The sequence below is a fragment of the Rhodococcus sp. JG-3 genome (assembly GCF_000482405.1).
Taxonomy (GTDB): domain Bacteria; phylum Actinomycetota; class Actinomycetes; order Mycobacteriales; family Mycobacteriaceae; genus Rhodococcoides; species Rhodococcoides fascians.
In genome coordinates this window covers 3018219-3042846 of sequence record NZ_KI519398.1, presented here as the reverse complement: position 1 = coordinate 3042846, position 24628 = coordinate 3018219, and the positions used below count along the sequence as shown (strand labels likewise).

General features: G+C 56.1%; 24 protein-coding genes. 6 read left to right on the top strand and 18 right to left on the bottom strand.

Annotated features, from left to right (window positions below; all coding sequences use genetic code 11):
• Positions 1 to 4 precede the first annotated feature (4 nt).
• Entirely contained in the window at positions 5 to 628 is a 624-nt protein-coding gene (locus tag K414_RS0115835; RefSeq protein WP_027496821.1) for a TIGR03085 family metal-binding protein, read from the bottom strand.
• A gap of 79 nt (positions 629 to 707) precedes the next feature.
• On the opposite strand from K414_RS0115835, the gene K414_RS0115830 reads away from it, so the two are divergent.
• The gene (locus tag K414_RS0115830; protein WP_027496820.1) at positions 708 to 1487 is read left to right on the top strand and encodes a sulfite exporter TauE/SafE family protein; all 780 of its coding nucleotides are present in this window, start codon (positions 708 to 710) and stop codon (positions 1485 to 1487) included.
• A gap of 3 nt (positions 1488 to 1490) precedes the next feature.
• On the opposite strand, the gene K414_RS0115825 is transcribed toward K414_RS0115830, so the two are convergent.
• From K414_RS0115825 to thyX, 3 genes are all read right to left on the bottom strand, one after another.
• Positions 1491 to 3353, bottom strand: coding sequence for a ribonuclease J (locus K414_RS0115825; RefSeq protein ID WP_027496819.1), 1863 nt, complete (start codon positions 3351 to 3353; stop codon positions 1491 to 1493).
• Complete coding sequence (gene dapA, locus K414_RS0115820) at positions 3350 to 4258, bottom strand: 4-hydroxy-tetrahydrodipicolinate synthase (RefSeq protein ID WP_027496818.1); 909 nt, start codon at positions 4256 to 4258, stop codon at positions 3350 to 3352. Before dapA ends, K414_RS0115825 begins: the two co-directional genes overlap by 4 nt.
• A gap of 99 nt (positions 4259 to 4357) precedes the next feature.
• Positions 4358 to 5137, bottom strand: coding sequence for an FAD-dependent thymidylate synthase (gene thyX, locus K414_RS0115815; RefSeq protein WP_237606189.1), 780 nt, complete (start codon positions 5135 to 5137; stop codon positions 4358 to 4360).
• 126 nt (positions 5138 to 5263) lie between these two features.
• Here thyX and K414_RS0115810 point away from each other — a divergent pair, with 126 nt between their 5' ends.
• Complete coding sequence (locus K414_RS0115810) at positions 5264 to 5740, top strand: hypothetical protein (protein WP_027496816.1); 477 nt, start codon at positions 5264 to 5266, stop codon at positions 5738 to 5740.
• A 30-nt stretch (positions 5741 to 5770) separates the two neighbouring features.
• On the opposite strand, the gene zwf is transcribed toward K414_RS0115810, so the two are convergent.
• From zwf to K414_RS0115790, 3 genes are all read right to left on the bottom strand, one after another.
• Positions 5771 to 7225: a glucose-6-phosphate dehydrogenase gene (gene zwf / locus K414_RS0115805; protein ID WP_027496815.1), complete on the bottom strand. Its 1455-nt coding sequence runs from the start codon at positions 7223 to 7225 to the stop codon at positions 5771 to 5773.
• 48 nt (positions 7226 to 7273) lie between these two features.
• Positions 7274 to 8482: a crosslink repair DNA glycosylase YcaQ family protein gene (locus K414_RS0115800; RefSeq protein ID WP_027496814.1), complete on the bottom strand. Its 1209-nt coding sequence runs from the start codon at positions 8480 to 8482 to the stop codon at positions 7274 to 7276.
• Between the two features lie 148 nt (positions 8483 to 8630).
• Entirely contained in the window at positions 8631 to 10001 is a 1371-nt protein-coding gene (locus tag K414_RS0115790; protein ID WP_027496813.1) for an OFA family MFS transporter, read from the bottom strand.
• A 170-nt stretch (positions 10002 to 10171) separates the two neighbouring features.
• Between K414_RS0115790 and K414_RS27175 the strand changes: the two genes are divergently transcribed.
• Positions 10172 to 10591, top strand: a complete 420-nt coding sequence (locus K414_RS27175) for a hypothetical protein (RefSeq protein ID WP_235610121.1) — start codon at positions 10172 to 10174, stop codon at positions 10589 to 10591.
• A 56-nt stretch (positions 10592 to 10647) separates the two neighbouring features.
• Here the strand turns inward: K414_RS27175 and K414_RS27170 are convergent, their stop codons facing one another.
• Positions 10648 to 10818 (bottom strand): hypothetical protein, encoded by a 171-nt coding sequence (locus K414_RS27170; RefSeq protein WP_202595068.1) that lies wholly within the window; start codon positions 10816 to 10818, stop codon positions 10648 to 10650.
• A 124-nt stretch (positions 10819 to 10942) separates the two neighbouring features.
• Between K414_RS27170 and K414_RS28960 the strand changes: the two genes are divergently transcribed.
• Positions 10943 to 11482 carry a hypothetical protein gene (locus tag K414_RS28960; RefSeq protein WP_152530437.1) on the top strand — a complete coding sequence of 180 codons (540 nt, stop codon included), beginning with the start codon at positions 10943 to 10945 and terminating at the stop codon, positions 11480 to 11482.
• Positions 11483 to 11622: 140 nt separating this feature from the next.
• Here the strand turns inward: K414_RS28960 and K414_RS0115770 are convergent, their stop codons facing one another.
• Positions 11623 to 12027, bottom strand: coding sequence for a hypothetical protein (locus K414_RS0115770; RefSeq protein WP_027496811.1), 405 nt, complete (start codon positions 12025 to 12027; stop codon positions 11623 to 11625).
• A 488-nt stretch (positions 12028 to 12515) separates the two neighbouring features.
• Between K414_RS0115770 and K414_RS0115760 the strand changes: the two genes are divergently transcribed.
• On the top strand, positions 12516 to 13391 hold the full coding sequence (locus K414_RS0115760) for a hypothetical protein (protein ID WP_027496809.1): 876 nt from the start codon (positions 12516 to 12518) through the stop codon (positions 13389 to 13391).
• Between the two features lie 88 nt (positions 13392 to 13479).
• Here K414_RS0115760 and K414_RS28605 read toward each other — a convergent pair whose 3' ends face one another.
• The 5 genes from K414_RS28605 to K414_RS0115735 all read right to left on the bottom strand — a co-directional run bounded on the left by K414_RS28605 (position 13480) and on the right by K414_RS0115735 (position 18813).
• Positions 13480 to 14367: a phage major capsid protein gene (locus K414_RS28605; protein WP_202595067.1), complete on the bottom strand. Its 888-nt coding sequence runs from the start codon at positions 14365 to 14367 to the stop codon at positions 13480 to 13482.
• Between the two features lie 118 nt (positions 14368 to 14485).
• On the bottom strand, positions 14486 to 14923 hold the full coding sequence (locus K414_RS0115750) for a hypothetical protein (protein ID WP_027496807.1): 438 nt from the start codon (positions 14921 to 14923) through the stop codon (positions 14486 to 14488).
• On the bottom strand, positions 14920 to 16263 hold the full coding sequence (locus K414_RS0115745; protein WP_027496806.1) for a phage portal protein: 1344 nt from the start codon (positions 16261 to 16263) through the stop codon (positions 14920 to 14922). Before K414_RS0115745 ends, K414_RS0115750 begins: the two co-directional genes overlap by 4 nt.
• Before the next feature lie 70 nt (positions 16264 to 16333).
• On the bottom strand, positions 16334 to 18403 hold the full coding sequence (locus tag K414_RS28600) for a hypothetical protein (protein WP_081701613.1): 2070 nt from the start codon (positions 18401 to 18403) through the stop codon (positions 16334 to 16336).
• On the bottom strand, positions 18400 to 18813 hold the full coding sequence (locus tag K414_RS0115735) for a hypothetical protein (RefSeq protein ID WP_037219299.1): 414 nt from the start codon (positions 18811 to 18813) through the stop codon (positions 18400 to 18402). Before K414_RS0115735 ends, K414_RS28600 begins: the two co-directional genes overlap by 4 nt.
• A gap of 821 nt (positions 18814 to 19634) precedes the next feature.
• On the opposite strand from K414_RS0115735, the gene K414_RS0115725 reads away from it, so the two are divergent.
• Complete coding sequence (locus K414_RS0115725; RefSeq protein ID WP_027496803.1) at positions 19635 to 20489, top strand: hypothetical protein; 855 nt, start codon at positions 19635 to 19637, stop codon at positions 20487 to 20489.
• A gap of 410 nt (positions 20490 to 20899) precedes the next feature.
• Here the strand turns inward: K414_RS0115725 and K414_RS29160 are convergent, their stop codons facing one another.
• The 4 genes from K414_RS29160 to K414_RS0115705 form a co-directional block, all read right to left on the bottom strand.
• Complete coding sequence (locus tag K414_RS29160) at positions 20900 to 21067, bottom strand: hypothetical protein (RefSeq protein ID WP_161631806.1); 168 nt, start codon at positions 21065 to 21067, stop codon at positions 20900 to 20902.
• A 397-nt stretch (positions 21068 to 21464) separates the two neighbouring features.
• Positions 21465 to 22106: a hypothetical protein gene (locus K414_RS0115715; RefSeq protein WP_152530436.1), complete on the bottom strand. Its 642-nt coding sequence runs from the start codon at positions 22104 to 22106 to the stop codon at positions 21465 to 21467.
• Between the two features lie 856 nt (positions 22107 to 22962).
• Entirely contained in the window at positions 22963 to 23187 is a 225-nt protein-coding gene (locus K414_RS0115710) for a hypothetical protein (RefSeq protein WP_027496800.1), read from the bottom strand.
• A gap of 11 nt (positions 23188 to 23198) precedes the next feature.
• The gene (locus K414_RS0115705) at positions 23199 to 24602 is read right to left on the bottom strand and encodes a recombinase family protein (RefSeq protein WP_161631805.1); all 1404 of its coding nucleotides are present in this window, start codon (positions 24600 to 24602) and stop codon (positions 23199 to 23201) included.
• Positions 24603 to 24628 lie beyond the last annotated feature (26 nt).

Here is a 24628-nt window from a genome sequence, read left to right as displayed (position 1 = left end):
TGCGTCAGAAACTCAGGTCGAGCGCCTTCACGGCGGCGACATCGTTCGCAGAACCTTCGTACACGACCTCTACCTGGTCCCGACCGAACGCATAGAGAAGGAGTTCGGAGGGTTCCCCCACCACCGTCACACCCGGGCCCGAGCCACCCTTGAAGGTGGCCTGTCGGCCGTCCGGGGTGCGGACATGCACCGGAACCGGTGCCGAGCGGTGCCCTGCTCGTCCGATCAACCGCACCTGGGGCCACAGTCGGGACTCGACGGCGCTGGGCAGAACCCGTCGGGTCCAGTTCCCTTCCGCGCGGCGCAGATCCTCGTGATGCACGAACATCTCACCGAGGTTGATCAGCGGATCCAGCAGGGCGAACGGCGACCACATCGGCGGCCCGGTGCGAACGTCCTCGACCACAGACGCGAACGGTCGATTCGCGACGGAACGCTGAACCCGCTCCGTGTATCCGGACAACGGACCGAGAAAGATACCCGGCGACGCATCGAGTCGCCGTTCGCGAACGACGAGGTGCGCGGCCAGATCGGCAGCAGTCCACTCACCACACAGTGTCGGCGCATCGGGACCGACGTCGAGAAGGGTCCGAACAAGTTGGGAACGTTCATCCTGGGCAAGGCTCACGTACTCCAGGCTACGGCTACACCGAAGGAGCGGCATCCTGCCGGGAGACCTACTCCTTCGTCTGGGTAGCCTCCCAACAGTGCCGGTATCGGAAATTCTCGTCATCCTGCTCGCCGGCCTCGGAGCCGGTGCAATCAACGCCGTCGTCGGTTCGGGCACGTTGATCACGTTCCCCACCCTGGTCGCGTTCGGCTATCCCCCGGTGGTCGCCACGATGTCCAACGCCATCGGACTGGTGGCGGGAAGCGTCTCGGGCACCTGGGGGTATCGCCGGGAACTTCGCGGGCAATGGCACCGACTGCGTTGGCAGCTTCCCTCCTCTTTCTTCGGCGCACTCGGTGGCGCGTGGCTGCTGTTGCATCTGCCCGAAAAAGTATTCGCTTCTGTCGTTCCGGTGTTGCTCATCGGTGCGTTGATTCTCGTTGTCGCACAACCGAAGATCCAGGCCTGGGCCAAACGTCGGTCCGAGGCGGCCGGCAAGGCGGCCGGCCACATCGGCCGCGGCCGCATGGCGCTGGTCACCGTCGGCACTCTGCTGGTCGGCATCTACGGGGGCTATTTCACTGCAGCACAAGGAATCCTGCTCATCGGAGTGATGGGCGCGCTGCTCCCCGAATCCATGCAGCGCATGAACGCTGCCAAGAACTTGCTCTCGCTGGTGGTGAATGTCGTTGCAGCAGTTGCTTTCACGATTTTCCGATTCGACGACATCAGCTGGCAGGCCGCCGGTCTGATCGCGGTCGGCTCCCTCATCGGCGGAGCGGTGGGAGCACGCTACGGCCGCCGGCTGTCGCCGGCGGCCCTGCGCGGTGCCATCGTCGTCCTCGGCCTCATCGGCCTGTGGCGACTGCTCGTCTGAACTCTAGGACTGCGGTTGCGGCTTGACCGCGATGATCGTCGGAACGATCATCGGCTTACGCCGGTACTTGTCCGCTACCCACCGGCCCACGACGCGGCGGACGGCCTGAGCGATCCGGTGGGTGTCGGACACTCCGTCCGAGGCCAGCCGCTGCAGCTCGGCCTCCACGAGCTGGCCGGCCTCTTTCAGGGCCGCCGGGTCGTCGGAGAAGCCGCGACCGGACACCTCGGGCGCGGTCACTGCACGACCGGTGGCCGAATCGACGGCAACGCTGATCGCGATGAAGCCGCCCTCGCCGAGCACCAGACGATCCGACAGCGTCGAATCTCCGACATCGCCGACCGACAACCCGTCGACGTAGACGTGACCGACAGGGACCTGCCCGACGATCTCGGCGAGCCCGTCGACCATGTCGACAACGACGCCGTCCTCGGCGAGCACGATCCGGTCCTCGGATACACCGGTCGCCTTTGCCAGAGCGGCATTGGCCCGCAGGTGACGCCACTCGCCGTGTACCGGCATGGCGTTGGTCGGCCGCACTGCGTTGTAGAGGTACAGCAATTCGCCTGCCGATGCGTGACCCGAGACGTGCACCTTCGCGTTCTGCTGCGTCACGACGGTCGCGCCACGCTTGGCGAGGCCGTTGACCACTGCGAACACGGAGTTCTCGTTGCCCGGGATCAGCGACGACGCCAGCACCACGAGATCGTTGGCTTTGACGTTGATCTGACGGTGCTCGCCGCGCGCCATCCTGGACAGCGCCGACAACGGCTCGCCCTGCGAACCGGTGGAGATGAGTACCAACCGGTCGTCGGGAAGCGTTGCGGCGGTATCGACATTGACCTCGAGGCCGTCGGGCACCCGCAGGTAGCCGAGATCCTGGGCGATCTGCATGTTGCGCACCATGGAACGACCGACGAATGCCACTCGACGGTTGTACCGCTCGGCCACGTCGATGACCTGCTGGATGCGGTGCACGTGACTGGCGAACGACGCGACGATGACCCGCTGCTTCGCCTTGCCGATGACGGTGTCGAGCACTCCGCCGATCTCCCGTTCCGGCGTGACGAATCCGGGCACTTCGGCATTGGTGGAGTCGACCAGGAAGAGGTCCACGCCCTCGTCACCGAGCCGTGAGAAACCGGCCAGGTCGGTCAGACGACCGTCGAGCGGCAGCTGATCGAGCTTGATGTCTCCGGTGTGCAGCACCAGTCCCGCGTCGGTTCTGATGGCGATCGCGAGGGCGTCGGGAATGGAGTGGTTGACGGCGAAGTACTCGCAGTCGAACGGCCCGTGCTGTGTGTGTTGACCCTCGATCACCTCGACGAGATTCGGCCGCAGCCGGTGCTCACGGCACTTGGCCGCGACCAGCGCGAGGGTGAACTTCGATCCGACGACGGGCAGGTCGGGACGCAGTCGAAGCAAGAACGGGACTGCGCCGATGTGGTCCTCGTGACCGTGCGTCAGCACCACCGCCTCGACATCGGCCATGCGGTTCTCGATGTGCCTGAAGTCGGGCAGGATCAGGTCGACGCCCGGCTGCTGATCCTCGGGGAACAGGACGCCACAGTCGATGATCAGCATCTTGCCCTGATGCTCGAAGACGGTCATGTTGCGACCGATTTCGCCGATTCCGCCGAGCGCGACCACTCGTAGGCCCTTGAACGGCGCCTTCGGCGGTGTGCCGAGACGCTCGGTCGGGTCGAACTCACGACGCTTGTCGGGACGCTGCGTCCGAGCGGAATTCTGCACCATCGGCTTGCCCTGGCGGGCACCCGAAGGTTGGCCCTGCTTGGGAGCGGGACGCTCGGACGGCGGTCCGGCGTTTCGGGTTGCGCGTCCGCGCGATCTGTTAGGTCGTGTCATACAAGAACTCCTGCCGCCCGCAGCTCGGCTGCGAGCAATTCGATGTGATCGATGCTCGGTGGCACCTGGGGAAGTCGTGGTTCGCCGACATCGAGTCCGATGAGGCGCAGTCCTGCCTTCGATGCGCTGACGCCGCCGAGGCGTGCCACCGAACGGATGACCGGGATGAGGCTGACGTTGATCGCTTGGGCGCGGGCGATGTCGCCCATCATGAATGCGGTGTGGAGTTCGCGCAGACGGGCCGGAACGAGGTGCCCGATGACGCTGACGAACCCGGTGGCACCGACCGAGAGCCAGGGCAGGTTCAGCGGGTCGTCGCCGGAGTAGAACTGCAGACCGGTCGACGCGATCAGCTCGGCACCGGCGTTGAGATCGCCCTTCGCATCCTTGACGGCAAGAATGCGGGGGTGCTCGGCGAGCCGACGCAGCGTTTCGGTCTCGATGGGGACGACCGATCGAGGCGGAATGTCGTAGAGCATCACTGGCAGATCGGTGGCGTTGGCGACCGCAGTGAAGTGGGCGTAGAGGCCCGCCTGCGGTGGCCTGGAGTAGTACGGAGTGACCACGAGCAGGCCGTGCGCACCGGCGCGAGCGGCATCACGGGCCAGTTCGACGCTGTGTGCGGTGTCGTTGCTCCCGGCCCCGGCGATGATCCGAGCCCGATGTCCGACAGCCGCGATCACGGCGCGCAAAAGCTCGAGCTTCTCGTTCTCGGTGGTGGTGGGCGACTCACCCGTCGTCCCGGCCAGCACCAGCCCGTCGTTTCCCTGTTCGACGAGATGATGCGCGAGCCGAACGCCTGCGTCGATATCCAACTTCCCGTCGGCCGTGAACGGGGTCACCATTGCGGTGAGCACCGTACCGAACACAGGCGCAACGGAAGGAGCGGCGTCACCGTAGGTCATGGCAGCAGATTACCCGGTGCTTTACCCACTCCTACGCAGCGGGACTCCCGGCTGACACCGGTGGTCCGCGCCGGTCCGTTCGAGCCTCGAACGCGATTCCTAGACCTCGGTGACGAAGGGGCTGCGTGCGACTTCCGTTCCGTCCGGCTGGGTCGTGATCTCGAAGTCGCCGAACACGTCGGGTGCCACGTTCACGAGCTTACGCAGACATTCGACGGCGACGCGGCGAATTTCGACGTCCGCGTGCTCCGAGGCCCGCATCGACACGAAATGCCGCCAAGCGCGATAGTTCCCACTCACCACCACGCGTGTCTCGGTCGCGTTGGGCAGAACCGATCTCGCGGCCTGCCGCGCCTGCTTGCCCCGCAACGCAGCATTGGTGACCGACTCCAGTTTGCCGTCGAGGGCAGCGAGCAACTCGCTGTACGCGGCCCGACTCGCCTCCGTCGCCGATGCGAACAGGGCCTCGAGCTCGGGATCGCCCTCCACGGCCGGCGGAAGCACCACGTTGGCATCGTGTTCGGGAACGAAGCGCTGCGACAACTGCGAGTACGAGAAATGTCGATGCCGAATCAACTCGTGTGTGCACGACCGGGAGATACCGGTGATGTAGAAGCTCACGCTCGCGTGCTCGAGCACCGACAGGTGTCCGACGTCGAGCAGATGACGCAGATACGACGCATTGGTCGCAGTGCGAGGGTTCGGTTTCGACCAACTCTGGTAACACGCTCTGCCTGCGAATTCCACCAACGCCTGCCCACCGTCCGCGTCGGTCTCCCACGGGATATCGGCGGGTGGAACGAACTCGGTTCGGGCCACCAACTGCACGTTCAGCGCGACTGTTCGAGGCGCAGCTCGACCTCTGATTTCTGACGACACCGCCCAACCCTAAACGGCGTCGACCGCACCCTGCCGCGCACGACGCCACCGCTGTTGCCTTCGTGACGTCGACCTGACATCACCCGACGCCTTGACTGACGCCATTCCTGACGTCACACTGGCGTCATGGAACTGAGCCAATACACCGACACGCTGCGCACCGATTTGATGGCCGCGGCGGCGTTGGGCGATGAACACACCAGGCAGACAGCCGAGGCCCTCGGCAAGACCGCGGAAGCGTCGGCGCGGTTGATGCTGCTGACCGCCCTGTCGGACTTCGCGGCCGAGGTGTCGAACGAACTGGACGATCGAACCGTGGTCGTCCGCCTGGACGGTGGGCAGGCACACGCAGACGTTCGACGCAACGATTCGACATCGGACCACGACGGCGAGCGCAAAGAGCCTGTTGCCGAGGAGTATCCGACCATGGACGACGTCTCGGGCGAGGTACGACGCGTCACGCTCCGACTCGTCGAGCAGATCAAGGAACGAGCCGAGGACGCAGCGAACAACAGCGGGGTGTCCCTCAACTCGTGGCTCTCCCAAGCGGTTCAGGGCGCGCTACGAGATCAGATGCGCAAGGACCGCGGTTGGAACAACTGAGGGCGCACTCCCCTGTTTCTTTTCGCGCCTCTACTTCTTCTCTCTCCACTGACGCTCGAACGGCAGCCGCCAGGCATGCGGCGCGATGAGTTGATGAATTGCGTTGGGGCCCCACGACCCCGGTGAGTACAGGCGCACCGGCGGTGGATCGGCAAGCAACGGCTCCGATACCTGCCACAGTCGTTCGATACCCTCCGCCGTCGTGAACAGCGTGTGGTCGCCGTACATGGCGTCGAGGATCAACCGCTCGTAGGCCTCGAGCACGTCGCCGGCGCGTTCGGTTTCGTGTGTGGCGAACTGCATGCTCAGTTTGTCCAGCCGCATCCCGGGCCCGGGCCGCTTGCCGTAGAACGACAGCGACACCTTGGATGCGTCCGCCAGGTCGAAGGTGAGGTGGTCGGGACCTTGCGCTCCGACGCCCGAACCGGCAGGGAACATGCTCTTCGGTGGCTCTCGGAACGCTATCGAAATGATGCGTTGGCCTTCGGCGAGACGTTTCCCGCTACGGAGGTAGAACGGCACACCGGCCCAGCGCCAGTTGTCTATTTCGCATTTCAGTGCAACGAACGTGTCGGTGTCGGAATCGGGGGCGACACCTTCCTCCGAGCGGTAGCCCGTATATTGTCCGCGCACAACATTTTTCGGGTCCAACGGGACCATCGATCGAAACACCTTGTTCTTCTCTTCACCGATCGCACGCGGTTCGAGCGCCGTCGGCGGTTCCATCGCCATGAACGCGAGCACCTGGAACAGGTGAGTGACGACCATGTCCTTGTACGCACCGGTGGACTCGTAGAACCCGGCCCGACCGTCGAGGGCGAGCTCCTCCGGGATGTCGATCTGAACGTGATCGATGAAGTTGCGGTTCCAGATCGGCTCGAACAGCCCGTTGGCGAAACGGAACGCCAGGATGTTCTGCGCCGGTTCCTTGCCGAGGAAGTGATCGATTCGATAGATCTGTTCTTCGTCGAAGGTCTCGTGCAGGCGAGCGTTCAGGTCGATTGCGCTCTGCAGATCGGTTCCGAACGGCTTCTCCATGATGATGCGCGATCGCTTGACCAGGTCTGCGGAGGCGAGCGTATCCACTACGGCCAGTGCAGCTCTCGGCGGAACCGACAGGTAGTGCAACCGCCTGGCGTTGCCTCCGAGTTCGATCTCGGCCTCTGCTACCGCGGCACCCAACGCCGCCGGCCCGGCTTTCTGCGAGACGTACGTCAGCCGCGACGCGAACTGCCGCCACTGTTCGTCGCCGACTTTGCGGCTGGAGTACGCATTGATCGATTCGCGAGCGAGGGCGCGAAATTCGTCGGTGGACATTTCCTCGAGCGAGGTACCCACCACGCGGATGTTCGGTGCCAGCTCGGACAGCGCCAAGTGCATCATCCCGGAGAGCAGTTTCCGTTTGGCGAGATCTCCCGTCGCCCCGAACAGGACGACGACCTGGGGTGGGAGTTCGGTGTCGATGCCTGTCGGAAAAGTGGTCATGCTCGAAAATACTGGCACCGATCCGTACCGAGCGCACGCCGGATCATGTCATCGCAGCGCAGCGACGAGATCACCTCGGGTACCCACCACCACACGTTCGAGTTCGAGCCACTCCGCCATCTCGTGCAGGACGTCGCGTAACCGGGGTGCGATGTCGCGTGGATCGCGGTCGCCTTCGACGTACGCCGCTATGACGTGTAGTTCCGAGTTCGCCCGCACGGCCTTGAGATCGACGCGTGCCACGAGATGGCCGTCCAGCAGGAAGGGAAATACGTAGTACCCGTGAATTCGCTTGTGCTGCGGGGTGTATATCTCGATGCGATAGTGGAAATCGAAGATTCTCTCCACACGCGGCCGATAGAAGATCATCGGATCGAACGGGCACAACAGGGTTGCGACGGTGGCAGTCCTCGGTGTTCTGGCGTCGCGGTGCACATAGGCCGGCGCGTTCCACCCTCGGACGGACACCTGCTCCAGGACGCCGTCTTCCACGAGGTCGGCGATTGCGGCCTTGGACTGCTTCTGGGAGAGCCGATAGTAGTCTCGCAGATCCGGCTCGGTGCCGATTCCCAGTGCACGAGAGGACTTTTCGATCAGGGCCCGCACCGCATCCGCTTCGTCGAACTGCCTGCGGAGAACAGTTTCGGGAAGCACCCGTTCGCTGAGCTCGTACTGCCGAACGAACCCGGACCGTGCCGGCACGCTGACCACTCCGGCAGCGAAGAGTTGCTCGCACACGACCTTGACGTCGCTTCGATCCCACCAGGGACCCTTGCGCCCGGGCTTCTCGACGTCGAGATGCTTCTCGATCTCACCCGCACTGGCCGCGCCGCGCTCTGCGATCACAGCGAGAACATCGTCCACCAGTGTGGGTTCACGATCGAGAATGCGGGCGGCTCCACCCCATCGACCGTGTCGGTACAACTCCATGCGCCACCGCATCAGCGGCCAGTCCTCCACCGGGAGCAACGCTGCCTCGTGCGCCCAGTATTCGACCAACCGCCTCGGGCGTCGGGTGGTATCGGTCCATGCGGCGTCGTCGAGGATTTTTCTGTCGTAGACACCGACGCGACTGAACACCGGCGCGTAGTGCGCGCGCACCACCACCGACACCGAATCGATCTGCAACAACCCGGTGGTGTCGATGGCTCCGTGCACCGCGCTCTTGCTCGCCGGCCGCGTGCGCGATCGGGTCGACGCCAGTCCTTGGGCGGCCAAGGCGGTGCGGCGCGCCATGGCAGCGCTCATGTCTCGCATCGGGCCACCCTGTCACGATCCACCGACACGGTGGTTCAGGTGCTGAAGAGATTCTTGGCCTTGAGGATCAGCTCGTACAGTCCGTAGGCGAACGGCACGGACACCCAGAGCCATGCGATCACCATCGTTCCCTGCATTCGCGCGGTGGTCATGCCTTGGCTCCTGTCGAGGTCGTCGAATCGGCGGCGTCGGCCGAATCGGATTCATGGAATTTCGACGCCACCGGTTTGATGGCTTCGTTGGCCAGGAACCCGACGACCAACAATCCGATCATCACGTAGAAGGCCGGTAGGTACCGGCCGGTGGTTCCCGCCTCGCCGGCGTCGGCGATGGCGTTGACGATCAGTGGTCCCAGAACACCTGCCACCGACCATGCGGTGAGCAGTCGTCCGTGGATTGCGCCCACCTGGTACGTACCGAAGAGGTCTTTGAGATAGGCCGGAACGGTTGCGAATCCCGCGCCGTAGAACGACAGGATCAACAGCGCCGACACCATGAAGAGAATCTTGTTCGTGTTGGTGAACAGGGCGATGTAGAGGTACAGGAGCGCGCCGACACCGAGGTACAGACGATAGATGTTCTTGCGACCCACCACGTCCGAGACCGAGGACCAGACGAAGCGACCGATCATGTTGGTCAGAGACAGGAACGCCACGAAACCAGCGGCCGCCGCGGCCAACGATTCCGGGGAGGTGGCGTCCGGAAAGAAGTCTTGGTAGATCCCGGAGCCGCGTTCGAGGATGCCGATGCCGGCAGTGACGTTGAAGCACAACACCACCCACAGGAGCCAGAACTGCGGAGTCTTGACGGCGTTGGCCGCGGAGACGTTGTGGGTCGAGATCATCGCCGACGCCGCGGGAGGCGTCCAGCCTTTCGGTGTCCACCCCTCGGCCGGGACTCTGATCAGCACGACTCCCAGCGCCATGAACACCGCGTACCCGACGCCGAGGGTGAGGAACGTCTTGGCGATCGAACCATCGGTGAAGCCGCCGAAGTTCACCATCAGTTGGCTGGTGAGAGGTGACGCGATCAGGGCGCCGCCGCCGAAGCCCATTATCGCGATACCGGTCGCCATTCCCGGCCGGTCCGGGAACCACTTCATCAGCGTCGACACGGGCGAGATATATCCGATTCCGAGGCCGATACCGCCGATGAAGCCGTATCCGAAGATCACCAGCCAGAACTGGCCGAGTGCCATGCCGAGTGCGGAAATGAGCAGTCCCGATACGAAGAAGACAAGTGAGACGGCCATCGCCCACCGCGGGCCGTTCTTCTCCACTCTGGTGCCGAAGATCGCGGCCGACAGGCCGAGCATGACGATGGCGAGCTGAAACGGTATGGCGGTGACCGTTCCGCTGAGCCCCAGGGCGTCGGGCTGTGAGATGGCGTTCTTGAAGACGCTCCAGGCGTACGCAGATCCGATCGCCAGGTGTATCGACAGGGCTGCCGGGGGTATCAGCCAGCGACTCCATTCGGGCGTAGCAACGATTCTGGAGCGGTCGAGAATGGGGAGGGTCATCGAAATCCCTTGGTATGGAGAGCGGTACAAATGTCGACTATCCCCTGCAGTCAAACACGAGCACGACCCTGCCTGCTCACAATCGGACATAGTTTCTTCACCGAACTCACTACATCGAGCCGCGTATCCTCGAGTGAGTGGATGTCGAGCGGTGGCGTAGCAGATTGCCGGTGAAACGAGCCTCGGACGGCGAGGTGATCGGATGGACCGTCGCACACAGCGCGGATGAATCGGCCCCGTACGACGAACACGACGAGGGATACCTGGTCGATGCCGTCAATCCGGTGGGTATCACCGTAGCGCTGGGTGTGTCGCTGGAGGACGCGATTGCCGCCCTGGAGGAACGCGGACTGGCTTCCCTGTCGTTGCCGCACTGGACGAAAGCCCCACTGCCGTTGCAGCCCGAGACCGATCTGCTGACACCGCAAGACGATTGGCAGTGGCGCCGGGTGTTGATGACTCAGCTCGACGACAACCGTGTCTGGATCAGACCCGCGTACCCGAGTTGGCCGGAACGACTTCTGGAAATTCCGTTGTCGATCCCAGCCGACGACGTGCTGCGATCCCACTCCCCTGTCGAGTCGGACTGAGTCGGTACTCGCGCGACCGCAGCGTGCCGAGACGTACACGTCGACTCGGGCAGCGGTCAGTCGGACAGACCGGCCGCGATCGTCCCGCCGAGTTCGTAGCAGCGCTCCCGCGACTCCTTGCCGCTGTCCACCAGGTGAGCGGTCTCGGCCACCTTGTCCAATCCCCAACCCGCTGCAATACTTTCGATTGCCCGCCCGGCACCAGCGGTATCACTGTTTCCGTACACCCACGCACCGTAGGGCTTTCCGGATACCGCATCGAGACTCGGGTAGTAGACGGTGTCGAAGAAATGCTTCTTTGATTGACCAACACATACTAGCTGGTAGATCCACACGTGAGACGATGCACCGATGTATCTACTAGCAGCAGATCCTCCGGTACAGGTGCCGACCAGTAATCCGACGTACTTGCTCATCGGCGCGGCTATCGGTGCCGTAGCTGGTCTGGTAGCGGCCCTGATTACAAGTTGGCGGGCAGACAGACGAGAGCACCAGAGTTGGCGACGGGAACAACTCGGCATCGCTGTCGCCTTAATTCATGACAAATTTGCCGCTATCAAAAAGGGCATCGATCATTTGCCGAACATGAATCGGGATCAGCTACTCACCCTACTTCGCTCTGCTACAGATGATGTGTACCGTGTACAGCTCGTATCCTCGGATTGGTTCGCTGGAATAGTGATCAATCTGATCGAAGAGATGGAGAAGCCAATAGAAATGATTGGGCAGGAAAAACGAGTCGTAGAAATAAACAAATTACAGTCTATTCTGATATTGACGGCTCGAGAAGAACTCAAAAAGAGCAAAACGAGTTGGCGACACCAGTGGAAAGCCCACAAGATGGAAAAGGCTTTTATGAAACGAACTGATCCCATCCAGCAAAACAAATAAACAATCCCCCGATGAAGACGCTACAAATCGTCCATAACTCATCGGGGGATCATTCTGCACAAAATACATCTTTATGAAAGAGAACGGGAAGGAGGTTGCCCGTTCCACTCAATTATACCAATTCCTACAATCTTCCGCTTTCAATTTTCAGCTAGCTCTAGGTACGCCACATAGCAGACTAGATTTCCGAGTGCATCGATTTGCGTATTGACACCCGACACATTGAAAATATAGTTCCCCGGCGCGTTGTCATCTATATAATAATACTTCGATGATCCGTCTTTGGTTCGGAGATTTCCAGCCTGGTGCCTGAGTGTTATAACGTTCGTCGCGTACTCAATCTTGACAAATATCTTGTTGGTGTACTCAGCACCGAACTGTTCCAGAGAATTGTCGGGCTCTAGGCTCGTGACGTTGCATGCGACGGTTTTGGGATTGCTGTAGTCCCAATCATACGAATAGGTACCCAGTTCCTCGTTGAATATCTCAGTCTTCTCGTAGATATCGACCAGACTCGGATATCGTTTGGTAATCAAATTGACCACTCACCAATACCACCAATCGGGAAGCGTGTTCTTTCTGAAGTTCCAGCCTCGTAGTTGAATGCCTCTCGACTTGTTCCAAGACAATCGCTTGACAGCCTCTACCACCAGCGGGCTAAGTGCGAACACTCGATCAGCGAACTCGACACTACTTCTGTCCTGAGTAACCTTGGATACATTCGCTTGCTCGAATACGTCGGAGTTGTGCATGTAAGCGGCCTGCCAACACACGGCGTATTCCAACCAAGCTCTGTCCGCCTCTCTGGTTACCGCCGACTCGGGTCTGCCACTTGCGAGCTCTACGATTGCCTGAGCGCGCCTCAACGCGGCATCCGTGACCTCGTAACCAGTAACTTCCATAACGGTCTGTAGATCTGCGTAGATATGTAATCATTCCTTTCAAATTTATACAATAATAATACCATTTTCACCGCGACCCGGTATGATGCGAAGAAATCGAGAGACGAAAGACACCGTGAGAGAGGGGCATCATGACTACCAGCTATCGCTATGCCGCCAAGCTCTATCTTCCCAGTCAGTCGAATGGTGCGAAGCGACAATTTTATATCATTAAAGAACTATCCGAGTCTGACTACGAGCGTTACTCCGATGCATACGCATACGTCGACGATATTGTGAATCTCAACATTTTCACCTATCTACAGACAACTTTTCAAGATTTCAAGAGCGCTGTCCAGAAGGACGTGGAAGAATTGGGATCGGGACAATTCAATTTTGACGGTCAAGATGATATTGTCCGAATTGGAACGAGAATGAGAAGTGCGGTTCTGGCATTCTGCACCGCGCTTCACTTTCATCAAGAACACACATACACGGAGATTCTCTTAACCCACGATCAGAGCAGTCGCCTCTACAAGCAGGTTCAGAAAATCTTCCAACGAATGCATGAAAAATCGCCCGAGTACAGACTCTTATGGCAAGTGCGAAATACTATGGTTCACTGCACAATGCAAACCATCACAATTCGCGGTGGCATAATTCCGAACGCCAACGGCGAAGATCAATGCTGGACCAATCCGCAGATCGACATTAGTTCTATAGCGCAGCTCAATAAGCGAATTTCGGACTCTTTCAGACGGGAACTTGAAACATACGAAGATGATCCCAGTGTTATCGAATGCATAACCAAGGCTTATCCACTAATTGAAGAAGCCAACGGTAGGATACTCGGCCGGATGTACCCAGATATATCGGGCCATTGTGCCACAATACGAGAGTTCGATTCACTTTTTAACGGCAGGATCGGCACTCGAGCATTGACAAAGTCCGAGGCATTGACAGGGCCACGTAATGAGAATTACCGTGGATGGGCAAATAACGTGATCAAGTTCGCGCACGATCGATGATCCAATTTCCATATGCAGAAAAAGCGGCCAGGCTCGATGTGAACCTAGCCGCTATCTCTAGAATGAACTATTTAATTGTGGGTACTACTTAGGCTGCTGTTACTTCCAGCACGCCGAATGCTTCTTTACGGCCAACGGCAAATGCCTTACGGGTACGCATCTTGATGTGTGGCTCGTCGGTACCGAATCCTGCATCGAAACTAATCAATGACTCGATTGGTGAACGATCACCCACGATCAGGTGCTTACGGTTGCCTACGATCAGCAACGGATTACCGGCACTTGGATTCCAAGTTGCTACCGAACTGGTCTTGGCACCATCCGAGAATCGAATCTCGTAGCCGAATAGGGTTGCTGGCTGACTTGCCGAAACCTGATCGATGAACAGTGGACGACCGTTGCCGTCCACTAGACCTCGTAGCTGGCCCTTAAAACTGGTATGCGCAATCACGATTGTGTCGGGATCGGCAAAGTAGCGTCCGTTCTCGGCTAGGCCTAGAACATCGGACACATCAGCATAGGTCAGTGGTCCAGCAGTCTTGATTACCGCGTTTCCGGCTTCCTTGTATACAGAAGTGAACGGAACGGTTGTACCGTTGGCCACTGCTGTAGTTCCGAGACACGCGTTGTCGAACTTGCGCGCATAGTTGGTTGCCCAACCCTTCTGGAACTCTACGATGACATTTACATTTGCATCGTTTAGATCTTCTTCGGCGATGATAATTCGATCACCGAACTTGACTGCATCCAATAGAACATTGTCCAATGTTGGATTGTCTTCTGGATACACTCCACCCTTTGCGATGACCTGTACATCTACATCGCCTAGTCTAGGTGTCTTCTGGGTATCGCTAGTCATATTGACGCGTCTACCTACCGCTTCTACAGCGGAAAACTGCTCTACTGTCTGAATGACCTCGGAACCATATTCTTCTGGTACCCAGGCGTCTGCATTTACTCTTGCTATTTGAAACACTTGCTTTCTAAATGAATTTACAGTTTAGAGTCTCGCATAGACTGTGAACGAATTAGGCATCTCGCTTCATTCGTGAGAAAGCATCCCGCTTTGTAACTATATTGTATCAATTTCTCGTTTATCGTGCGCGCTGGATTAGTTTCTCGGCACTTGTCAGTGCTTTCTTCTGGACAGGCTTGTCGGCACCGTCGATCTTTGGTGCACGACGCTTAGGATCGAATAGTTCGGGCAGGGTTGTTTTTAGCTCGGCGATCTGCTCGTCTAGCCCTACCAGCTCCCCCGTTTCGTCCACGTCGATCTTGTTGAAGTCTAGGAACTTGGATACATTTGTATTCGCTACTCCTAGACTCGATAGCGTGTTAGCGGCCTTGCTGGTGACATAGGCAGACTTGAACCTATCCCCCGCCTTGCTGGCCTCGGCTAGCTGAGTTTCCAGCTCGGATGCCTTGTGACGATTACTAGCGGCCTCGGCGTTCGCGGCCTTCAGTGCTTCGCGCACCTTGGATAGTTCATCATCGGTACCTACTTCTACATTTTCATTCTCGTTGTCGCTCATGCGGCTTTTTCTCCTTCTATTGGGTTAGTTTCGGTATTCAATTGTGGTTGTACTAGTAGCCCGTCGATCTTCCACTGAGCCACCACCTCGGCGTCATAGCCTTGTTCTAATAGGATCTGCTCGACAGGCAGGCCGGCTTGTAACTTCTTATATGCAATTTCCCACTGTTCTTTCGTATCGATCGATTCGAGCTGTCTCCACTGAACCTGCACATCTTCATCGATGTCATTCAGCTTGAGAACGAACATGAAGACACGTCGTAGTGTGTTGCCGATCGCCAGCTGTCGAGTACGTGACTTCTTGACCAGTGGTGCCTCGGATGCTCGGAGAGCTTCACCGGACACGTTGGTCTGAGTGTTTTCGAAGTAGTGCAACGGTGTATCCGTAACCGATGCCATGGCACGTACGTATTCGCGATACGGCTCGATGTACGAACGCGGATCGGCAGGTGCGAACTGCCCGACCTTCTCGATACCGGCTAGGGACCACACTTCACCCGGTGCCCCGGTCAGATCGTCCTCGTCGCCATCGTCGCCTAGATCGGACAACGTGCCTGTCTGGTCTCTCTGAAGCATCCAACGTGTGGGGAAACCGTAGTGCTCCACCGATGCAAGCTGAGAAATCAGCATCTTGTTAATCATGTCCTGACAGCTGTAGGCACTGACATGTTCGGGCCTGCCGTACTGGTCGATACCCGTGGTGAAGTGGAATACCGGGATGACGCCGAACTCGTTTGGCACAGAGCCGTTTTCGTCGGTCTCGTCGTCTATGAACGGCTCGAAGTCGCTGTCTTTAACTGTGAACGGCAGACGTTCTGAGGTCGATAGGTACTTCTCGATACGATCCGCGTAGTACAGGTTCACGCGTGATCGTGGTTTGCCGTCTACCTCGACTGGCCACAGCTTCGCGGCTACGACTGCCCTACGTGGGTTCTCAGGGTCGTAGAGCACCACTGTGGACAGCGGACTGTTGTAGTACAGCTGGGTCGTACCGTCTGCATCTGGCCAGACTGTGAGGTAGGCAGAGCCGTACACCAGCGTTTTCGTGATCAGCTCTGTCAGTGTCAGCTCGAGGTTGTTGTCCTGCCAGGTAGAGCCGATGACTGCCTCGGCAGCGGGAGACAGTGTGGTTACCCCGGTGACCTCCAGCCTGTTGGCTACGGCGTTGACTGGGGTAGCTGCGTAGTTGACTCGGTAGTGATCTCCGGACTTTGCTAGCTCACGCTTGACGGCTGCACTAGCGAATACTTCTTCTACGGTGCCGTTGTAATAGTTCTCGGCCTGTATGTATTCATCTTGCTTGTCTAGAATAGATTGAACGGATAGGGACAGTAAACTCATATAGTTTTGATATAACTCCTTTTCATTTTGTTTACTAATGATACCAGTTTAGTAACAATTCTCGCTGTCATTAGATATAGCTTCTCTTTCTGACACGTGGCCTATTGCTGAATGACAGAAAGTAATGCACCCCGGCACCCATCGAGTCGAGTAGGTCATCGTGGGCAACCTTGGGATAGCTGTACATCTGCTCTTCAAGCTCTGTGAAGTGGCGTGTGTGTCGAACCTTGTCTTTGCGGTAGTAGTCGAGTGCCCTACCAGCGCGAACAGGCTTCGGCTCGGTCTGGTGGATGCCCTTGTAGTTGGCAGTGATCCCATCGAAGACAGATGACCACAACATGCCGCCCTGATTGGTCTCGCAGAGCACCAGCTGTGCATCGAACGTCTCGATCAGCTCGTTAACCCTGTCTCGTAGCGCCGTGGAGACAATACGAACCTGCTCGGCATGCCTCACGTACACCAGACCGTCGTTGCCTAGTGAGATGACAGTCAGAGCCGTGTAGTCGTTGGACTGCTTGGTCGATACAGCCGGGTCGACAGAGATCAGCGTGTACTTGTATCCCTCGGCACACTCGGCAATCTGTATGTCCGACTCAAGCCAATATGACGCATCGACGTTGACAGGCCTGTTCATGTAGTTCATAGCGAACGAACGGGTATGACGAATCTTGTCCAACTCATCGAGTGGCTTGTATTCAGGCCACCATGACGACTCGGTACCATCTACATCGATAACAACGGCAGGATAGTAATGCACGTTTATTCGTTCATCTACCACCCATTGCAATTCCTGATCCAATGAATCGTAGAAAGAGACAGATTCTATTTGCTTTTCATCTAATACTGATTCACCTTTGTTAGGCACTGGTGCATCTTGCAATAGCGCTAGCTGTTGTGCCTCCAATTCTGCAAAATCTCTTATATGGGAGTTAGGTATAGATGACGTATGAAAAGGCGCGTTCGATTTAAGATCGTTTTCTGCGGGGCATGAATCATGATCGCCGGCCTTTGTCAAGCATTCACCAGAATCAGCGCTTGTTAATTCTTGCAAAGATAACGATTGCGTATCACTATCCCCCACTATTGATAACTTTGTACCATTTGACAATGCTCGGCCTATTTGAGTCGATACGTCATTCTGGCTTATCGAATCCGTGCCCTCTATCTCGTCTAGGACAGACTTATTATCGATATCGGTCAGTGAGTGGCTTACCGATACCCCAATCGATTCTGACGGATATGAGGTACTAATCTCGCCTTCATCACTACTTAGGTTACCCTCACAATGGTTTACATAATAGTTGTTATCAGTACATTCATCTTCGCCTTGCTTATGACTCTCGATATCACTGTCTACCTCGCGTTGACGGTTGGTACTACCCCACGTAGTACGGTACTCACCCACCTTACGTAGTTGGTCGATAATGCTGTTCGACATCACGGTAGTTCCGACGATGACAATGGTTGCTCTGTCATTGAGCATGAACACACCATCGAGCATTGTTCGTTTGCGGGTCTCGGCTAGATGTGGACTGTAATTAGATTCGGTTGGTTCGATGTCATCGAGCAGAATCAGATCAGGTCGAGTGTTACCGATCTTCAGACCTAGAGACTTACTGTCGATACCTTTGGCAGAGAATGAGAACCCGTTAGCCTGTTGGATCATTGTGTTCGATTGGGATATGTATCGCTTCACTGCCCCGGCCATCATCGGCCTACACAATTCTGGATAGTCTTTCTTCAGTAGTTCGTTGTTGTCCAGCTCGGACTTGAACGTACGTAGGTGCCCCGATGCCTGGTCTTCGGAGTCACTGAATGCAGCAATGAACTTCTTATGACCGTGTGCCGCTGCCCATAGAGGTAGCAACGTGAACAGCCATGTGGACTTGCCACTGTTACGGGGTGCAATCCAACAGTCTCGACTGCCCTCGTTCGTCAACCATGACTGTGCGTACTCGCATATATCGATATGGAACTGAGCTATCGATGCCTCGCCGTCGCCGGGTCTGATCAGATGCGGCAACTCATACACAATTGCAAATAACATTGGATCGTCACGCGTCAGTAGCTTTCGACCGGCAGTGGTAGTCAGTAGCTCACTCGGTACACCCAACTCTGCTAGATACTCGAATGCTTTCATGTTGAAGGATCAACCTTCTTGGCATTGATGTAGTCCTCGTATGCCTTGGCCGCCTCGGCCTCTAACGTGTCCTCTTTAGCTGGTACGTGAGAGTTAGCCTTGCCTTGTATGGTTCGGATCATTTCAGATGCTTTCTTGAAGGCATTGGAGATCTTGTCCAACCCGTTCGCGTCGAGAGTCTTGTCTCTCAACTTCTCCATACCGACAGCAATGATCTCTTGTTGAGCTATCAACAACTCTGAGTCGTGGTACCAGGTGTTCCAATTGGCTGCCTTTTGCTTCACCTCGTCTAGCTCTACCTCTACCCCCGCATCTATGCACCACTTCTTCATGGTGTGGAACGACGGGTACCCAAGCTCACGTATCGCGGCACTGAGTCCAATATCTTCGGCTAGCTCAATGGCTGCCAATCTTTCCTCGTCTGTATATTTAGCTATTCTAATCAATCCTTTCTGACAATGAATGTCATTTGTTTTTGTAGGCCGGCGTTTTGAGCCTGACTAACGATTTGCACAATCGCTTCGCTCATTGTGCATTGCAATATCTGCGCGATTAAGTACAGGCGCGACATTGCAATATAACTATTTAGCTATTCCTAGCCCTCTCTCTTTCTTTCTTACTGTCCATGTTTTTGTTCTCCTAGTCCGTTTACGATTTGATGGTTGTTGAAGTTACACACTCTGCATTTGGGTATTGGCTTTACTGCTGATGGGTTTGGATCGTTTATTTCTAGTAACACTTTTAACTAGCCCTCCCCCGGGCTGCCACCATTGCCTTGCAGACTTTGCAGATTGTTCTACCGTTGTACTCGTAGCTATTGAGTCCTGTTAGCTCATGACCACCCGCGCAAAAACGCTTCTTGTCGTTCTCTCTGTCCGCAATGTTCTCTGCCTGAGTTCCTAGAATCAGATGGTTAGGGTTGACACAATCACGTTGTTTCTTGCATGTATGCCTAACAACTAGACCGGCTGCTATCTCACCCTTGTATTTGAGAAAATTGTATCGATGTGCTCGGTATGTCTTTCCATTGAAGTTCAATATCCCGTAGCCGTGACCATCTTTGCACCCGTCGAACAACCAACAACCATTGTCGTTGACGGTGTACTTCAACTCTCTAGAATAGAACTCATTTATACTAGTAAACTTCATCACTGTAATTGTAGCAATTATGTAGCATTACCGTTTTTGTAATCAAACTGTTCTGGCGCAGTGCATCCGGTATGGTTCTCTCATGTTGACGACCATTCTTCCGGGACTTCGCGAACTCCGCACCCCGCTTGCTACCGGCTATCTGTGGCTTGTTGCGATCTACCTGTCAGTTGCAGAACTCTTACCGGACAAAGACGCCGATTCATTTCTGATTGGTCAGTTGTACAGTCTGGGTGGTCAGCTTGGAACACCGACCGTGCTCGGTATCCTGTCGTTCGTTGCCTACCTCGTCGGGTCCGTGACCACCATCGAATATCCGAACTCAGGATTTTCTGCGGTACCTCTGAGCCGTGGGAATATCGGCGGCAGGTTCCGGCGGTACGTTCTTGAGTATCTAGACAATTCCAACGCAGAAGTCGATGAGCAGTATCAGCAGACCATTCTGACTCTGGTAGAGACAGCAATGAAGCGGACTGCAAACGGCTACGCAGCCGTAATGGATGCAATAAACATGCCGATGGATATTCGGCCACGTGACAACTTCGGCCCACAGATCACTCTGTGGATACGCGGGACGATCAGAGATGAAGTTACGGTAATCGAAAAGAATATTCAGAACGACAAACTTGCATTGTGGGATGAATACGACAGAGAACGAGCGGAAGCATCGTTTCGAGCAAGTATCGTAGGCCCTCTTGCTGTCATCTTCATTGCACTGATCGTTCGGTATATCGTCGCGGTTGGATGGTCGTGGTGGCTGTTTGTGGCCCTGCTGTTTGTATGTCTCGCGATCAGTGCACTCCTCCAAACCTATCTTCGTTGCTTCAAACGAGTACTGAAGGCTGAGTCAATGATAAAAATGGCTGTTGTGCTCGAACCGACTCGATCCCCCGTCATGGCCAAGTTGCATCGGTTTGCATACGATATCAACCAATAGATTTAGTCTCGGTTGTTGCTGTATGGCTCTCTAATGCCATTTGTGGAGTCCCCCGGCCATTCATACCGGGGGATATCCAACTGGTGCTGCAATGGACTATATGGGTACCAGAATCGCTATCTGGTGCCGTACTTACCGGAGAAATATTTCATGGCTAGCGTGACTCGTAGAGGATCAACGTCGAGCTTTTGCGCTTGTTCAAGCAGTGAGTCAATCTGCTCGAAGATTCGATCGATGTGTGGTTGGTTCGGATTCGATATTGCCAGGTATTTGGATTCAGCCATCGTCGTCGGTCCTCGGAACTAGCTTTCTGTATTCTTCTAGGCTTGCCCAATTGGACATGTCTAGGTTTACCTCTCCCCTGGCCTTGATCAGTTGATCTGTTGTGCGGATACGTGGCTTTTCTTTCTTCACCATGAATACTTCTTTCCTTCCCCGGCAGGTACGTCTCTAGCGGGGTACGGGTCGATCCCTCGGCGCTGTAGTTCCTCGTAGATTTCCGTATGGATGCCCGACCAGTACTCGGCCTCGTCATCCTCGTATTTCTTACGGCCCACCTCGTAGAGTTGTTGGGCCATGGCTAGACCCTCTACCAGGTCGTCGTTACTTGCTGTGTGAATCTGATTCATTTCTTACCTTTCTTTTTCTCGTAGTCTGCCGAGCATTGACGGCACTTGCGCCCTCGGCCATCGGGGCGAATGTATGTGTTCTCTTCGGTATATTCATGTCCTCGCCCGCAATGCGTTGCCTTAGGTTTACGCTGGTGGGTTCGTCGGTAACGTTCACGCTGAGATGCGTTGTACTTGTCACGATTGTCTATTTGCCACTGCCGCGTCTTCTGATCCATGTGCTCTTTGCACAGTTTCTTCAACTTGTCCCGCCGAGCGTTATCCTTGTAGAACTCACTGATTGGCTTTGTATCGTCACACTCTGGGCAGTACCTGTTTGTCTCATCATTGAACTTTGGTTGTTCGGTCACCAGTCATACTTCTTTCTGGACTCGGCAAACTCGTCGGGTGCCTTTTCGGTTCCTAGATATTCGTCTAACTGATCGGCAGCGGTAACGGTCTTCAGATGTAGAGCATCGAATGCCGCTTTGACCTCTTCGGGGGAATGGTCTTTGGTCGTCATTTTGTAGATGTTCGACTGGCCTCGGCTGGTCGAATGACGAACAACTGAGAGCAGACCAAGATCGATCAGCTTCTTACATGCATTCGAGACGTTGCGTTGTGGCACTCCCGGCACGCTTGACTGATTGAATATCGGCTCGAATGTCCAATGTCGTACTGCTGTCTTTGCAATCTCATCGATGACCTTTTCGACAAGGCTGTACGTTCTCCAACCTGCTATCTGTTTCTTTGCATCTGCCGCCCATACGCAAGCGATGTACAGAATGTTGAGCTTCATTTCTTCCCCGGCGTCTTCATCCATGTAAATGTTGTCCATAATCTCCGTTGCCCTTTCCTTGGTGTATTTCTTTTCCAGATGCGGGGTCGGGTCCCCGCCTAGTTCATGTAATGCCCATACGAGCCCGATGACGCTTCTATCGTTCGAGTTGCCCGACTCGATTGCCTTACCCAGTCTCGGCAACGTGTTTCTGTGTATATCAATCCCCATCGTGTCTATGATCTGCTGTCTTAGATTAGGCATCCCGACCAGGCATTCTTTCTAAGACTGGAGATATAACTGGAGTATTTAACTGGTGTATAACACTGGAGTCTTTTACTGGAGTCTTTGACTGGGGATTACTGGTGTGAGCTTCGCTCACACGCATATCTTTCATATGTTCCGCATTATTCTCGCAGAGGAAATAGGGTGAACAATATTTCCCGGCGATTGGCGCGGCTGTGGTGCTGTTGGTTTTCACGTGGTTCTCCTCAATTAGTAGTCAGTCGAGGTGCTTAAAACCTCAACTGCTGTAGATACAAAGATGCCCTACCCAAGGAACCACTCTCAGGTAGGGCTATCTCTGCTATTCTACTAATTGGAGAAAGTTAGACGATGAACTCCTAAAGCTGTAGTGGTCCTAGATACTGCTTTTCGCTCTACATAGATTATACGCCTGAATTGCACCTATTCGCAACTCTGTTCGAACAATATTGATTGGTTTGTTGCAGTGGTTGTAACGCTTTTGACTCCCCCGCGATTCATCGGTATGAACAAGCTGAGAGTTGCCACAGTCGCTCTGTGCGTGCCGTTGATTCTGCTGATAGCTGGTGGTACTGCCAGCGCTAACCCCGGTTCCGGCCCTGCCTGGCCCGTGGGCATGCCTGATTGGCTCTGGCCTCCGTACGTCTACCTATGGGCCATTGGTGAGTCACTGAAGCGACTGTTTGGCCTAGATGCATAGATAGAACAATGCCCCCGATTTGTAATCGGGGGCATTGCCTTGCCGTCTAGTAGGACGAATTAGCAAGTGGTGAAAGATTGGCCGGAACCGATTTCTCTCTCCACCAACCATTATACTCCGGTTCTACACCTTTTTCTCGAAGTAGTACTCGATAGCCACCGCGACGGGATCGCTCGTGAATGTCGAGTTCTGGTCTACTTCTGCCGCATAGACATTCTTTTTATCCGAGACATAGCCGTTCAGTTCGATGGAGCGCACAAGGTCAAGCGCCTTATGGTTCTCTGTGTCGTAGTCGAACGTTTGCACATCCCCGTCCGGTACATAGACCCTGACCTCGTGTTCGTACATTTTGTGTCCTTTCAGGACTTCGTTGCGGTGTCACTCGAATCGTAGTCGGTAGATAGGTATGTTTTGAGTGGTTTGGGCAATTCGAGCTGATCTAGCGAGAACCTGACACCCTTGGTTACCGGCTTGATTCCCACTGCCGGAAAGAACCGCCGTATCGTCTCCCGCTTTTCATCGGTGGGTGATGCTCGGAACTCTCGGTCACGTCCCGACAGGGTTATCAGGGTGGTTGCACTGTCCATCTCGACGACCAGCTTTGTCTTCTGACGTTGAAGTGCCTCGTTTTGGTCGAGGAATGTGACCATATCTATTCGTCCCGACTTACGAGCATCGGCCAAAAGTTCGATATCGTGTTCGACCTGATCAAGCTCAGAGCGATCTACATGCTTCTGCTCGTGCTCGAACGGCAGCTTTCGTATCTGCATAGCAGTGAGTTCGATCAGTGCCCAATCGACTTTGGCAGCGTTACGGCTCACCCGACCGCAACCCCCGTTCGTGGTGCTGCATCGGTAGCTGTCGCGTCCGTTGTTGCCGCCTGTCATCTTGGTATGGCAGATGCCGCAATACAGAATCCCGGTCAGCAGGTAGCGGCGTACGTTCCTGTTCGTCTGGCCACGGGTCAGATTGAGCTTGCGCATGATTCGTTCATGGGTGTCGCGGTCGATGATCTTCGGCCACTTACCTTCGGCCACAATCTCGCCGTTGAACTCTCGTAGCCCCGCGTAGGCAGGATTTGCCAGGATTCGCCGTACCTGTTGGGTGAGCCATGGTTTGCCGCTGATCGAGCGCACACCGTCGTCGTTCAATGTCCGAGTGATCGAGTGGATTGTTCTACCGGCTAGGTACCACTCGACAATCTGTAGCAAGTGCTTACGTTCGACAGGATCGACAGTGGTTCGTTGCTTGTCCTGGTACCCGTACAGCCGATAGCGGCCACCTAGCACCCTGCCAGCTTGCGCGGCTTGTGTCTTCTGCGCCCTGACACGCTCTGCAATGACGCCACGTTCGTACTGAGCCAACTCGGCACGGATACCGGCCATTAGCGCCCCATCGGGGGTGTCTAGGGTGACCAGCCCCTCTTGCTGAGTGTGAAGCTTGACCTTGTTGGTTCTCAGTAGCTCGTAGAACAACTGCAACGCGATTCGATCTCGGCTCAACCGATCTGTTTTCCATACCAGCACCACGTCGATGGATCGGTCAGCTACGGCTTGTTTCAGTTGTTCGTAGGCAGGTCGTAGTACACCGGCTTTGCCGCTCAGATCGTTGTCTACGAACACAGCGGCCACGTCCAGACCTAGCGATACCGCCAGTTCGCGACAGAGTCGTTCTTGCCGTTCTACACCTAACGTCTCGGTGTCGTCCTCGTCGTTACGTCTGGCCTTGCTGATACGGCAGTAGATAGCTGCGTTGCTGGTCACGGCGGGTACCTCCACGTATGTGGTCG